Annotated in this window: 13 protein-coding genes and 1 riboswitch; of the genes, 7 read left to right on the top strand and 6 right to left on the bottom strand. The window is 73.0% G+C overall.

Features of this window, described 5'->3' with window-relative positions:
* Positions 1–75 precede the first annotated feature (75 nt).
* Both ACF09C_RS32945 and ACF09C_RS32940 read left to right on the top strand, forming a co-directional pair.
* Positions 76–1,440, top strand: coding sequence for an FAD-binding protein (locus ACF09C_RS32945; protein WP_392096818.1), 1,365 nt, complete (start codon positions 76–78; stop codon positions 1,438–1,440).
* Positions 1,441–1,480: 40 nt separating this feature from the next.
* On the top strand, positions 1,481–2,236 hold the full coding sequence (locus ACF09C_RS32940; RefSeq protein ID WP_392096816.1) for a decaprenylphospho-beta-D-erythro-pentofuranosid-2-ulose 2-reductase: 756 nt from the start codon (positions 1,481–1,483) through the stop codon (positions 2,234–2,236).
* 13 nt (positions 2,237–2,249) lie between these two features.
* On the opposite strand, the gene ACF09C_RS32935 is transcribed toward ACF09C_RS32940, so the two are convergent.
* On the bottom strand, positions 2,250–2,852 hold the full coding sequence (locus ACF09C_RS32935) for a 2'-5' RNA ligase family protein (RefSeq protein WP_392096814.1): 603 nt from the start codon (positions 2,850–2,852) through the stop codon (positions 2,250–2,252).
* A 94-nt stretch (positions 2,853–2,946) separates the two neighbouring features.
* The gene (gene trpS, locus ACF09C_RS32930; protein WP_392096812.1) at positions 2,947–3,960 is read right to left on the bottom strand and encodes a tryptophan--tRNA ligase; all 1,014 of its coding nucleotides are present in this window, start codon (positions 3,958–3,960) and stop codon (positions 2,947–2,949) included.
* Positions 3,961–4,034: 74 nt separating this feature from the next.
* Between trpS and ACF09C_RS32925 the strand changes: the two genes are divergently transcribed.
* Together ACF09C_RS32925 and ACF09C_RS32920 are read left to right on the top strand one after the other, a co-directional pair.
* The gene (locus tag ACF09C_RS32925; RefSeq protein WP_392096810.1) at positions 4,035–4,649 is read left to right on the top strand and encodes an RNA polymerase sigma factor; all 615 of its coding nucleotides are present in this window, start codon (positions 4,035–4,037) and stop codon (positions 4,647–4,649) included.
* Positions 4,624–5,517, top strand: a complete 894-nt coding sequence (locus ACF09C_RS32920; protein WP_392096808.1) for a hypothetical protein — start codon at positions 4,624–4,626, stop codon at positions 5,515–5,517. Before ACF09C_RS32925 ends, ACF09C_RS32920 begins: the two co-directional genes overlap by 26 nt.
* Before the next feature lie 77 nt (positions 5,518–5,594).
* Here ACF09C_RS32920 and glyA read toward each other — a convergent pair whose 3' ends face one another.
* On the bottom strand, positions 5,595–6,863 hold the full coding sequence (gene glyA, locus ACF09C_RS32915) for a serine hydroxymethyltransferase (protein ID WP_392096981.1): 1,269 nt from the start codon (positions 6,861–6,863) through the stop codon (positions 5,595–5,597).
* A gap of 88 nt (positions 6,864–6,951) precedes the next feature.
* Positions 6,952–7,042: riboswitch (ZMP/ZTP riboswitch) on the bottom strand.
* Positions 7,043–7,150: 108 nt separating this feature from the next.
* Here glyA and rocD point away from each other — a divergent pair.
* Together rocD and ACF09C_RS32905 are read left to right on the top strand one after the other, a co-directional pair.
* Positions 7,151–8,356: an ornithine--oxo-acid transaminase gene (gene rocD, locus ACF09C_RS32910; protein WP_392096806.1), complete on the top strand. Its 1,206-nt coding sequence runs from the start codon at positions 7,151–7,153 to the stop codon at positions 8,354–8,356.
* Positions 8,357–8,574: 218 nt separating this feature from the next.
* On the top strand, positions 8,575–9,270 hold the full coding sequence (locus tag ACF09C_RS32905) for a polysaccharide deacetylase family protein (protein ID WP_392096804.1): 696 nt from the start codon (positions 8,575–8,577) through the stop codon (positions 9,268–9,270).
* Between the two features lie 13 nt (positions 9,271–9,283).
* Here the strand turns inward: ACF09C_RS32905 and ACF09C_RS32900 are convergent, their stop codons facing one another.
* A complete protein-coding gene (locus ACF09C_RS32900) occupies positions 9,284–10,468 on the bottom strand; it encodes a glutathionylspermidine synthase family protein (protein ID WP_392096802.1) in 1,185 nt (394 codons plus the stop codon).
* A gap of 18 nt (positions 10,469–10,486) precedes the next feature.
* Complete coding sequence (locus tag ACF09C_RS32895) at positions 10,487–10,777, bottom strand: hypothetical protein (RefSeq protein ID WP_392096801.1); 291 nt, start codon at positions 10,775–10,777, stop codon at positions 10,487–10,489.
* A gap of 78 nt (positions 10,778–10,855) precedes the next feature.
* Between ACF09C_RS32895 and ACF09C_RS32890 the strand changes: the two genes are divergently transcribed.
* Positions 10,856–11,722, top strand: a complete 867-nt coding sequence (locus tag ACF09C_RS32890; RefSeq protein WP_392096799.1) for a hypothetical protein — start codon at positions 10,856–10,858, stop codon at positions 11,720–11,722.
* 159 nt (positions 11,723–11,881) lie between these two features.
* On the opposite strand, the gene ACF09C_RS32885 is transcribed toward ACF09C_RS32890, so the two are convergent.
* The gene (locus tag ACF09C_RS32885) at positions 11,882–13,342 is read right to left on the bottom strand and encodes a PLP-dependent aminotransferase family protein (protein ID WP_392096797.1); all 1,461 of its coding nucleotides are present in this window, start codon (positions 13,340–13,342) and stop codon (positions 11,882–11,884) included.
* Positions 13,343–13,370 lie beyond the last annotated feature (28 nt).

Below are 13,370 nucleotides of genomic sequence, written 5' to 3'. Positions count from 1 at the left end.
CCTTTAATCACCCATTTCGACGAACCGCCGGGCATACCCGACATAACGCATAGACCGGGCGATACGGTCGCCTTCATGGCTGCCCACACCGATGTCGAGCCCCTCATGGGCTGGGGCCGCACCGCCCCCACCCTCGCGCGCGTGCACCGCCCCCGCACCTACGAGGAGGCCGCAGAGACCGTCCGCGCCTGCGGCGCCCGGGGCTCGATCGCACGCGGCCTCGGCCGCGCCTACGGCGACGCGGCACAGAACGCCGGCGGCTCCGTCCTCGACATGACCGGCCTCGACCGGATCCGTTCCGTCGACGCCGTCGCGGGCACCGTCGTCTGCGAAGCGGGCGTCAGCCTGCACCGGCTGATGGAGGTCCTGCTCCCGCTCGGCTGGTTCGTCCCGGTCACCCCCGGGACCCGGTACGTCACCGTCGGCGGGGCGATCGGCGCCGACATCCACGGCAAGAACCACCACGTCTCGGGCTCCTTCGGCCGCCATGTGACCTCCCTCGAACTCCTCACCGCCGACGGCGGGATCCACACCGTCGTCCCCGGCACGGACCTCTTCGACGCGACCACCGGCGGCATGGGTCTCACCGGCGTCATCCTCTCCGCGACCCTCCGGCTGTTGCCCGTGGAGACCTCCCTCATGTCCGTCGACACCGAACGCGCCACGGACCTCGACGACCTGATGGCCCGGCTCACCGCCGCCGACGACCGGTACCGCTACTCGGTGGCCTGGATCGACCTCCTCGCGCGCGGCGCCGCCACCGGCCGGTCGGTCCTCACGCGCGGCGACCACGCCCCGTACGACGCGATCCCCGTCCGGGACCGCCGCGCGCGCCGCGCGCCCCTCGCGTTCCGCCCGGGGCACCTGCCCGCCGCGCCCGCGCTCCTCCCCGAGGGGCTGCTCGGCCGCACGACCGTGGGCATGTTCAACGAGCTCTGGTACCGCGGGGCGCCCCGCCGCCGCACTGGCGAACTCCAGCGGATGTCCACGTTCTTCCACCCCCTGGACGGCGTTCCGCACTGGAACCGGATCTACGGCCGGGGCGGGTTCGTCCAGTACCAGTTCGTCGTCGGCCACGGGCACGAGGAGACCCTGCGCCGGATCGTGCGGCGGATCGCGCGGCGCGGTTGTCCGTCGTTCCTGGCCGTCCTGAAGCGCTTCGGCGCCGGCGACCCCGGCTGGCTGTCGTTCCCGGTCCCCGGCTGGACGCTGGCGCTCGACATCCCGACCCGGCTCTCCGGTCTCGGGGCGTTCCTCGACGAGCTGGACGAGGAGGTGGCGGACGCGGGCGGCCGGGTCTACCTCGCGAAGGACTCGCGGCTGCGGCCCGAGCTGCTGCACGCGATGTACCCGAGGCTCGCCGACTTCCGCGCGCTGCGCGCCACGCTCGACCCCCGGTCCGTCTTCACGTCCGATCTGTCCCGTCGCCTCGCCCTGTGAATCGCTCCCTGAATCGCTCTCTCCGAGGAGTTTGACCGTCATGAAGGACGCCTTCGGCACCCCGCAGTCCCTGCTCCTGCTCGGCGGCACGTCCGAGATCGGGCTCGCCACGGCCCGCCGGCTGATCGCCCGCCGCACCCGTACGGTCTGGCTGGCCGGGCGCCCCACCCCCGCCCTGGAGGCCGCCGCCGACTCGCTGCGCGTGCTGGGCGCCGACGTGCGCACGGTGGCGTTCGACGCGCTCGACACCGAGTCGCACGCGGAGCGGCTCGGCAAGATCTTCACGGAGGGCGACATCGACATGGTGCTGCTCGCCTTCGGGATCCTCGGCGACCAGGCGCACGACGAGGCCGATCCGCTCGCCGCCGTCCGGGTCGCCCAGACCAACTACACGGGCGCGGTCTCGGCGGGGCTGATCTGCGCGGCGGCGCTCCAGGCGCAGGGGCACGGTTCGCTGGTGGTGCTGTCGTCGGTGGCCGGCGAGCGCGCCCGCCGCGCGAACTTCATCTACGGCTCGTCCAAGGCGGGTCTCGACGCGTTCGCCCAGGGGCTCGGGGACGCCTTGTACGGGACCGGGGTGCACGTGATGGTCGTACGCCCGGGATTCGTGCGGTCCCGGATGACGGAAGGGCTCGAGGAGGCGCCGCTGGCGACGACTCCGGAGGAGGTCGCCCTGGCGATCGAGCTGGGGCTGCGACGGCGCTCGGAGACCGTGTGGGTGCCGGGGGCGCTGCGGATGGTGATGTCGGCCCTGCGGCATGTGCCGAGGCCGCTGTTCCGCCGCCTGCCGGTCTGACCGGGGTGGGGCGTCAGCCCGCCGCAGGGGTGGGTTCGTCGACGGGCGCGGAGCCCTGGGCCGGGACCCCGGGGACCCCGGAGGCGCCGTGGCTGTCGCCGAACTCGAAGACGCGGAGCTTGCGCCACACCCCGTCCTCGCCCTGCTCGTACAGGGCGAAGGACGAGCAGGTCCAGGCGGCCTCGAAGTCGGCCAGCTCCGCGTAGGCCCGGTCCATCGCCTCCTCGGCGATGCCGTGGGCGACGGTGACGTGCGGGTGGTACGGGAACTGCAGCTCGCGCACGAGCGGTCCGGACTCGTCCCGGACCCGCTCCTGGAGCCAGCCGCAGGACGAGACGCCCTCGGCGAGCGTCACGTACACGACCGGGGAGAGCGGGCGAAACGTTCCCGTGCCGCTCAGCCGCACCGGGAAGGAGCGAACGCCCGCGGCGACCTCGGCGAGGTGCGCCTGGATCGAGGGGAGCCGTTCGGCGGCCACCTCGGTCGGCGGGACGAGCGTCACGTGCGTGGGGATGCCGTGCGCGGCGGGATCCCCGAAGCCGGCGCGCAGCTCCTGGAGCAGGCTGCCGTAGGGCTCCGGGACCGCGATCGAAACGCCGAGCGTTACGGTCCCCACGTCGTTCTCCTCCGGTGTCGTGTCGATTCGGGACGGTGGTGGTGCAGCCGCCAGTGTGCGGCCTGCACCACCCCTGTGGCCAGGGTCCTTGGACTCAGTGCTTGGCGGGCAGGAAGCCCACCCGCTCGTACGTCTGCGCCAGGGTCTCGGCAGCGACCGCCCGCGCCTTCTCCGCGCCCTTGGCCAGGAGCGAGTCCAGCGTCTCCGGGTCGTCCAGGTATTCCTGCGTACGGGTCCGGAACGGCGTGACGAAGTCCACCATGACCTCGGCCAGGTCGGTCTTCAGCGCGCCGTACATCTTGCCCTCGTAGCTCTGTTCCAGCTCGGGGATGCTCGTCCCGGTGAGCGTGGACATGATCGAGAGCAGGTTGGAGACGCCGGCCTTGCTCTCCGGGTCGAAGCGGATGACCGTGTCGGTGTCGGTGACCGCGCTCTTGACCTTCTTCGCCGTCGTCTTCGGCTCGTCGAGCAGGTTGATCAGACCCTTCGGCGTGGACGCCGACTTGCTCATCTTGATCGTCGGGTCCTGCAGGTCGTAGATCTTCCCGGTCTCCTTGAGGATGTACGGCGCCGGGATCGTGAACGTCTCGCCGAAGCGCCCGTTGAACCGCTCCGCGAGGTCGCGGGTCAGCTCGATGTGCTGACGCTGGTCCTCGCCGACCGGGACCTGGTCGGCCTGGTAGAGCAGGATGTCGGCGACCTGGAGGATCGGGTACGTGAAGAGGCCGACGGTGGCCCGGTCGGCGCCCTGCTTGGACGACTTGTCCTTGAACTGGGTCATGCGGGAGGCCTCGCCGAAGCCGGTGAGGCAGTTCATCACCCAGCCGAGCTGCGCGTGCTCGGGCACATGGCTCTGGACGAAGAGGGTGCAGCGCTCCGGGTCGAGACCGGCGGCGAGCAGCTGCGCGGCGGCGAGCCGGGTGTTCGCGCGGAGCTCGGCCGGGTCCTGCGGAACCGTGATCGCGTGCAGGTCCACCACCATGTAGAAGGCGTCGTGGGTCTCCTGAAGCGCGACCCACTGGCGGACGGCACCGAGGTAGTTGCCGAGGTGGAACGAGCCTGCGGTGGGCTGGATTCCGGAGAGCACACGGGGACTGTCAGAGGCCATGCCTCACATTCTCTCAGGTTCACCGGGCCATCCCGGACTGGGAACCGATCGGGGTCGGCCGGTGTATTCAAGGTGTGAGGACGCTGGAGGGGGGCCGGTGCGTCGTGGACGAGTCGGCGGTGATCGCACGGGTGCGCGCCGGGGAGGCGGAGGCGTACGCGTCGCTGGTCCGCGCCCACACGGCGGTCGCGCTGCGGGCGGCGGTGGCGTACGGCGCGGGCGCGGAGGCCGAGGACGTGGTGCAGCAGGCCTTCTTCAAGGCGTACCGGTCGCTGGGGCGGTTCAAGGAGGGGGCGGCCTTCCGTCCGTGGCTGCTGCGGATCGTGGCCAATGAGACGAGGAACACAGTGCGCGCGGCGGGCCGGCAGCGGGCGGTCGCGGGGCGGGAGGCGGAGCTGCTCGCCGCGGAGCCGCTGATACCGGAGGGGGCGGATCCGGCGATCGCGGCCGAGGAGCGGGAGAGACGCCTTCAGCTGCTCGGGGCGCTGGACGGGCTTGGCGACGACCATCGGCAGGTGGTGATCCACCGCTATCTGCTGGAGCTGGACGAGACGGAGACCGCGGCCGCGCTGGGCTGGCCGCGCGGCACGGTGAAGTCCCGGCTGAGCCGGGCGTTGAAGAAGCTCGGGCTCGTGCTGGAGGGAGAGGAAGGAGGTGAGGAGCATGACGGACGAGCGGGCGGACGGTGACGGGTCCCAGGGCAGGCACGGGGACGGGTTCGCGGGCGGGCGCGGGGACGGGGCCACGGGCGGGCACGGGGACAGGTCACCGGGCGGGCACGGGGACGGCCTGCCGGAGGAGCTGCGGGAGCTGGGGCGGCGGCTGAAGGTGCCGGACGTGGGCGGGGAGACCATGGCCGAGCGGGTGCTCGCTCAGCTCCTGGCGGAGCGGGTGCCGACGCCGGTGCGGCGGCGACGCTTCGAGGCCCTGCGCGGGTCCGTGCGCCGGCGCTGGAGGGCGCTGCTCGCGGCCTTCTCCGGGCTCCTGGTGGTCCTGGTGCTCACGCCCCCGGTGCGGGCGACGGTGGCGGAGTGGTTCGGCTTCGGCGGGGTCGAGGTCCGGTACGACCCGGGGGCGCGTCCGTCGCCGGGCGCGGCGGTCCCGGGGTGCGAAGGGGCCGTTCCCTTGGAGGAGGCGGGGCGACGGGCGGGGTTCGAGCCCTTGATACCGAGCGCCCTCGGCACTCCGCACGCGGTGTCGGTGACCGGCTCGGCGGAGCAGGGCCGGGCGGTGATCAGCCTGTGCTGGCGCGGGAAGGACGGCGGGACGGTCCGTCTCGACGAGTTCCCTGCGCGGCTCGCCCCGGGCTTCGCCAAGCAGGTGCGGACGCAGCCGGAGTGGGTCGACCTGCCGGACGGCGCCGAGGGCTACTGGTTCGCCGAGCCGCATCTGCTGAGCGTCCCGATGACGGACCCGAGCGGCCAGGAGTGGACGCACTCCGTCCGCACGGCGGGCCCCACGCTCCTCTGGACGAGGAACGCGGGGGCCCTGACCCTGCGGCTCGAGGGCGAACCGTCCCTGGAGGAGGCCCGTCGCATGGCCGAGTCGGCCGGCTGAGCGCCCGCCGACCGGCCGGACCTCGACGGCGGGACGGCTCGACGGCTGGAGGTCCGGCCGGTTGGTTCGGCGTCGGATCAGACCGGGAGGCCCGGGGCGGGGAAGGCGGCCATCAGCTCCGCGACCTCGGCGCGGATCGTGCGGAGCGCGTCCTCGTCGCCGGAGCCCGCGGCGGCGACGCCCCGGTCGATCCAGTCGGCGACCTGGGCCATGTGCGCGGTGCCGAGGCCGCGGGAGGTGAGCGAGGGGGTGCCGATGCGGATGCCGGAGGGGTCGAAGGGCTTCCGGGGGTCGTAGGGGACGGTGTTGTAGTTGACGACGATCCCGGCGCGGTCGAGGGCCTTGGCGGCGACCTTGCCGGGGACCTGCTTGGGGGTGAGGTCCATCAGGATCAGGTGGTTGTCGGTGCCGCCGGAGACCAGGTCGAAGCCGCGGGCGAGCAGCGCCTCGGCGAGGGCCCTGGCGTTGGCGACGACCGCGTGGGCGTAGTCGCGGAAGGAGGGCTGGGAGGCCTCGCGCAGGGCGACGGCGATGGCCGCAGTGGTCTGGTTGTGAGGACCGCCCTGCAGGCCGGGGAAGACGGCCTTGTCGAGGGCCTTGGCGTGCTCCTCGCGGGACATCAGCATGGCGCCGCGCGGGCCGCGCAGGGTCTTGTGGGTGGTCGTCGAGATGACGTCGGCGTACGGGACGGGTGAGGGGTGGGCGCCGCCCGCGATCAGCCCGGCGATGTGGGCGACGTCGGCGACCAGGACGGACCCGGCCTCGCGGGCGATCTCGGCGAAGCCGGCGAAGTCGATCGTGCGGGGCAGCGCGGTGCCACCGCAGAAGATCACCTTCGGGCGCTCCTTGAGAGCGAGTTCGCGGACCTCGTCGAGATCGACGAGCCCGTTGTCCTGGCGGACGCCGTACTGCACGCCGCGGAACCACCGGCCGGTGGCGGAGACGCCCCAGCCGTGGGTGAGGTGGCCGCCCATCGGCAGGGCCATGCCCATCACGGTGTCGCCCGGCTCGGCGAAGGCGAGGTAGACGGCGAGGTTGGCGGGGGAACCGGAGTAGGGCTGGACGTTGGCGTGGTCGACGCCGAAGACGGCCTTGGCGCGCTCGACGGCGAGAGTCTCGACCTGGTCGATGTTCTGCTGGCCCTCGTAGTACCGGCGGCCGGGGTAGCCCTCGCTGTACTTGTTCTGCAGGACCGTGCCGGAGGCCTCCAGGACGGCGGCGGAGACGTAGTTCTCGCTGGGGATCAGCCGCAGGGTCTCGGCCTGCAGCCGCTCCTCGGCTCCGACGAGCGCGGCGAGTTCGGGGTCGGCGGCGGAGAGGGCGGGGTGGTGGGTGGTGCTCGTCATGTCGCTCATGGCGTTCCTCCGGGCGTAGCGGCGGCGGGTCCCGGAGCGGTGCGTGCGATTCGGCGCGGCACCACACGGGACGGGGTCCTTGTGGTGCCCAGGCGGGCGGCACCGCGTGTGGTCTGCCGCGCACGGCTCCCCCAGGGTCGATTCCCCGTACGCCAGTCGCCGTGCGTGTTTCCACATTAGCGGGCGCGCCGTCGCTCAAGGTTTCTTCGTCCGGTATCCGAGCGACGATAGGAAAGGGAGCCACACCCGCCCCTGGCCGCAGGACGAACGGAGATCCCGTGTCGAGTACGCAAGACGCGATCGCTTCCGCGGAGGCGCACAGCGCGCACAACTACCACCCCCTGCCCGTCGTCGTCGCCACGGCCGACGGGGCCTGGATGACCGATGTCGAAGGGCGCCGCTACCTCGACATGCTCGCCGGGTACTCGGCGCTCAACTTCGGGCACGGCCACCGCCGGCTGATCGACGCGGCGCGGGCGCAGCTGGAGCGGGTGACGCTCACGTCGAGGGCGTTCCACCACGACCGCTTCGCGGAGTTCTGCACCCGGCTCGCGGAGCTGTGCGGCAAGGACATGGTCCTGCCGATGAACACGGGCGCGGAGGCGATCGAGACGGCGGTGAAGACCGCCAGGAAGTGGGGGTACGAGGTCAAGGGCGTGCCGGACGGGCACGCGAAGATCGTGGTCGCGGCGAACAACTTCCACGGCCGGACCACGACGATCGTCAGCTTCTCCACGGACCACGAGGCCCGCGACCACTACGGCCCGTACACGCCGGGCTTCGAGATCGTGCCGTACGGCGATCTGACGGCGATGGAGGCGGCGGTGACCGCCCACACGGTGGCGGTGCTGATCGAGCCGATCCAGGGCGAGGCGGGGGTGCTCGTCCCGCCGCCCGGATATCTGCGCGGGGTGCGGGAGTTGACCCGGGAGCGGAACGTGCTGTTCATCGCGGACGAGATCCAGTCGGGCCTCGGCCGGACCGGGCGGACGTTCGCCTGCGAGCACGAGGGCGTGGTGCCGGACGTGTACGTCCTGGGCAAGGCGCTGGGCGGCGGGGTCGTCCCGGTCTCGGCGGTGGTCGCCGACCGGGACGTGCTGGGGGTGTTCCGGCCGGGCGAGCACGGCTCGACGTTCGGCGGGAACCCGCTGGCGTGCGCGGTGGCCCTGGAGGTGATCGCGATGCTGCGGACGGGCGAGTACCAGCAGCGGGCGGCGGAGCTGGGCGAGCATCTGCACGCGGAGCTGGGACTGCTCGTGGGCGGCGGCGCGGTCGAGGCGGTGCGGGGCCGCGGCCTGTGGGCGGGCGTGGACATCGCACCGTCGCGGGGCTCGGGCCGGGAGATCTCGGAGAAGCTGATGGAACGGGGCGTGCTGGTGAAGGACACCCACGGCTCGACGATCCGGATCGCACCGCCGCTGGTGATCAGCAAGGAGGACCTGGACTGGGGCCTGGAGCAACTCCGGGCGGTACTCGCGGGCTGAGCGGCCCGGACGCCGGACGCCGGACGCCGGGCGCCGGGCGCCGGGCGCCGGTGAACGGCCTCACCGGCCTGGGTTGACGGGCCGGGCCTCGGGGCCCTGAACCGGTGAGCCGGGCCTCGGGCCTCGACCCGGTGGACCGGGCGGGTCCGGTTCCTGGGGTGGGGGCGGGGCAACTCGGGGCATTGACAGCACAGTTGGTCTAGGCCAATGATGCCGCCATGCCGAGACCCCGCCCTCGCCGCGCGCTGCGCGGCGCACTCGCCGTTCTCGTCCCGCTCGCGCTGCTCGGCGCGTTCGCGGGCCCCGCGCAGGCCGCCCCGACGGCGGCCTGGCCCGCGCCCGTCCCCGTCGTCTCCCATGTCGAGACCACCGACCCGGTCGTCTTCATCACCATCGACGACGGCTGGTTCCACGACCCCGCCGCCGCCAAGATCCTCATCGACCGCCGGGTGCCCGCCTCGCTCTTCCTGCTCCCGGGCGCCTACTCGTACGACTCCGGCTACTTCCACACGCTCCTCGACCACGGCCGTTCCCGGGTCGAGAACCACACCGTCAACCACCCGGACCTGACCGGACTCGACGCGGCCGGCCAGAAGGCGGAGGTCTGCGGCGCGCGGGACCAGCACCTCGCCGAGTTCGGCGACGGCCCCCGGCTGCTCCGCCCGCCCTACGGCACGTACGACGAGACCACCCGCACCACCGCCCGCGCCTGTGGCGCGAAGGCCCTGGTGACCTGGACGTACGACCTGACCACCTGGGGCCAGTGGACCCCGCCGACCCCCACCCTCAAGGCCGGCGACATCATCCTGCTGCACTTCAACGAGACGCTGGAGCAGGATCTGACCCGCGCACTGGCCGCCGCCGAGGCGGCCGGCCTGAAGCCCGCGCCGCTCAGGGAGTACGTACCGGAGTAGCCCTCGCCAGGGCTCAGAGGATGACGTGCGGCAGGAAGCGGGCGTACTCGTCCGTGATCAGGCCCGCCGACTCCCGGATGCCGAGCCCCGCCGCCTCGTCCTCGACGACCCACGCGCCGAGCACCACCCGGTTGCCGTCGAAGTCCGGCAGCGGGGCCAACTCCTGGTAGCAGCATGGCTCGTCTCGCGCGGCGGGCGCCGAGCCCGGCTCGTGGACGGTGACCCCCGCTCCCTCGCGGCCGAGGAGCGGCTTGGCGACGTAGCCGCCGCGCTCGGCGAGTTCGCGCGGGCCGTCGAGGTAGGCGGGCAGCAGGTTCGGGTGGTCCGGGTACAGCTCCCAGAGGATCGCCAGCAGCGCCTTGTTGGAAAGCAGCATCTTCCACGCGGGCTCGATCCAGCAGGTCGTGCCCGTACCCCCGCCGTTGTCGAGGGTGTCCAGGACGTACGGACCGAAGCGGTCCGTGGCCAGCCACTCCCACGGATACAGCTTGAAGCAGCTGCGGATGAACCGCAGCCGGTCGTCCACGAACCGGCCCGAGAGCCGGTCCCAGCCGATCTGCTCGACCGACAGGGCCTCCGTGTCGAGCCCGGCCTGCTGGGCGGTCTCGCGCAGATACGCGACCGTCATCAGGTCCTCGCCGAGCTCGTCCCCCTCGGAGTGGACGAAGTGCACCGGGCTGCCCGGCGGCAGCAGCGGCGCCTGACGCTTCCAGGCGTCAACGAGCCGCTCGTGCAGCGAGTTCCACTGGTCGGCTCCGGGGAAACGATCCTCCATCCAGAACCACTGCGGACTCGCGGCCTCGACCAGCGAGGTCGGCGTGTCGGCGTTGTACTCCAGCATCTTGGCCGGGCCCGTACCGTCGTAGCGCAGGTCGAACCGGCCGTAGAGCGAGGGCAGTTCGGCCCGGCGGCGCCAGGACTCGGCGACGAGGGAGGCGAGCCGCGGATCGGTCAGGCCGAGGTCGGCGAACCGGTCGTGCTCGACGATGTGGGCGGCCGCCGCCAGGCACATCGCGTGCAGTTCCTCGACGACCTCCTCCAACGCCTCGACCTCGGGCAGGGTGAAGGAGTAGTACGCGCTCTCGTCCCAGTACGGGCGCAGAGAGTCGTCGGGGTAGCGGGTCAGGGGGTAGACGAGCCCCTGCTCCTCCACCGTCTGCTGCCACCCCGGCCGGGGTTCGATCGTGTGCCGCCGCATGCCCTGTCGTCCGCCCGCTCAGCCGCCGCTGGAACCGGAGCAGCCGAAGCCTCCGGTGTCGACGGCCTTCTTGTCGAAGCTGCCGCCGCTGACCCTGTTGTCGCTGACGCTGCCGCCGTAGTAGTACGAGCCGCGGGCCGTGCCGCTGCCGCTGCTCCCGCGGCCGCTCTCGCACTCGTAGCTCGGGAGCTTCTCGCGCGTCAGCGGGTCGACACACCGCTTGTCGGGCTCGGATCCGCAGGAGGTGATCGTCGCCGCGAGCACTCCCATACCGCCGAGCACGACCGTGCTCGACCTCAGCCTGCGCATGAATCTGCCTCCCCATCCCGTGGTCGCGACCGCACAGTTTAAGCCGCTGTTCGAGCGGCCCCGCACTAGAGTCCTTTCGTGCTCTTTGGGATGATCTGCGCGCTGGCCTCGTCGGTCTGCTTCGGTACGGCCTCGGTTCTGCAGGCGCTCGGCGCCCGGGCGGCGACGCCGGGGACGGGCGCCGGAGTCGATGTCGCCCTGTTCCTGCGCGCGGTACGGCAGTGGCGATATCTGGCCGGTCTCTCGCTGGACGGGATCGGCTTCGGTCTCCAGATCGTCGCGTTGCTCTCGCTCCCCATCTACACCGTGGGCGCCGCGCTCGCCGCGAGCCTGGCGGTGACCGCGGTGGTCGCCTCCTGGCTGCTGAAGGCCCGGCTGAGCCGCGTGGAGTGGGGCGCGGTGGCGGTCGTCTGCGGGGGTCTGGCGATGCTGGCCGTCTCCTCGGGGACGGAGGGCGACGAGACCGGTTCGGACGCGCTGCGGTGGGCGATGCTGGCGACGGCCTTCGGCGTGCTCGGGATCGGCGCCCTCGCGGGGCGACTGCCCGAGGGGCCGCGCGCGCTCGCGCTCGGCCTTGGAGCGGGGTTCGGTTTCGGGGTGGTGGAGGTGGCGGTCCGGCTGATCGACGGGATCGACCTGACCAACCCCGCGTTCTACGCGCTCCTTGTCGGCGGCGGGGCCGCGTTCCTGCTGCTGACCTCGGCGCTGCAACGGGGTTCGGTGACGACGGCGACGGCGGGCGCGGTCCTGGGCGAGACGATCGGCCCCGCGCTGGTCGGGGTGGTGTGGCTGGGCGACCGGACGCGGGAGGGCCTGGCGTGGCTGGCGATCCTCGGCTTCACGATCGCCGTCGCGGGGGCGCTGGTCCTGGCGCGGTTCGGCGAGGCGCCGGTGCGGGACGAGGACGAGGACAGGGACGCCCGTACGGAGAGCCCGGCGCCCTGAGCTCCGGCCGGGCCCGGCTGCTCCCCCGTGCCACGCGCGCGTACGGGCGCGTACGGGCGCGTACGGGCGCGTACGGGCGCGTCGCCGCCAAGACGGCACGGCGCCAAGTCGTCACGGCTTCACGGCTTCACGGCGCCACGCCGTCACGCCGTCACGCCGTCAGGCCGTCGGCAGGACGCGGCACAGGGCCGCGAGGGCGCCCGACCAGGCGCTGTCCGGGGGCGTGGCGTAGCCGACCACCAGGCCGTCCTGGGCCGGGGCGGTGTCCGGGTGGCGGAAGTGGCTCAGGCCGCGCACCGCGAGCCCCTGCCACGCGGCGGAGCGCAGGGCCTCCGGCTCCTGGCCCGCCGGGAGTTCCAGGACCGCGTGGAGGCCGGCCGCGATGCCGCTCACCCGGGTCCGCGGCGCGTGCGCGGCCAGCGCCGCCACCAGTTCGTCGCGCCGCCGGCGGTAGCGCAGCCGCATCGCCCGTACATGGCGGTCGTACGCCCCCGACGCCAGGAACTCCGCGAACGTCAACTGGTCGAGCGCGCTGCCCGACCAGTCCATGTGGCCCTTCGCCTCGACCACCTCGCCCACGAGGCTCTCCGGCACCACCATCCACCCCAACCGCAGCCCGGGAGCGAGAGACTTGCTGGCAGTGCCCAGATACACCACCCGCTCCGGGTCGAGGCCCTGGAGGGCGCCGACGGGCTGGCGGTCGTAGCGGAACTCCCCGTCGTAGTCGTCCTCCAGGACGAGCCCGCCCGAGGACCGCGCCCAGTCGATGGCCGCGACCCGCCGGTCAGGGTGGAGGGCGCCGCCGAGCGGGAACTGGTGGGCGGCCGTCATCAGCACCGCGCCGACCCCCCTCATCCCGGGCAGCCCCTCGGTCCTCGTGCCCAGCTCGTCGTACGGCAGGGCGGGCAGCCGCAGCCCCGAGCGGGTCAGCAGCCGCCAGTGCTCGTCGAGCCCGTACGCCTCGACCGCCACCTCCCGCACCCTCCGGGCCCGCAGCACCTGGCCCATGAGCGAGAGGCCGTGCACGAACCCCGCGCAGAGCACGATCCGTTCCGGCCGCGCGTACACGCCCCGTGCTCGTGCGAGGTACTCGGCGAGCACTGTGCGCAGCTCGATCCTGCCGCGCGGATCGCCGTAGCCGAACGCCTCGTGGGGCGCCGCCGTCAGCGCCCGCCGGGATGCCTTGAGCCATTCGGCGCGCGGGAAGGAGGCGAGGTCGGGCACGCCCGGCTTCAGGTCATACGTCGGTGTGGTCCGGCCCGAGCGGGCCGGAGACCCGGTCCGCGTGCCGCCCTGACCGCCCGAACCGCCCGCCCCGCCCGAACCGGTCCGCCGGCGCGGCACCGACCGCTGCGCGACCCGCGTCCCGGAGCCCTGGCGGGCGGTCAGCCAGCCTTCGGCGACCAGCTCGGCGTAGGCGTCGGCGACCGTGTTGCGGGCGATCCCGAGGTCGGCGGCGAGCGTGCGCGAGGACGGCAGACGTACGCCCGCGGCCAGTCGCCCGCTGCGCACCGCCTCCCGCAGCGCGTCCATCAGCGCGGCTCGCAGGCCCGTACGCGCCCCCGCGCCGCGCAGGTCCAAGTGGAGGTCGGCCCCAAAAGTGGCCCACTCATCTGCCATACGAATGGACCATACTCCTGCGCCACCC

Origin of the sequence: Streptomyces sp. NPDC014870, from assembly GCF_043081505.1 — a bacterium.
Lineage (GTDB): Bacteria > Actinomycetota > Actinomycetes > Streptomycetales > Streptomycetaceae > Streptomyces.
Note: the sequence above shows the minus strand (reverse complement) of the source record. Positions and strands in the feature narration are given on the sequence as shown.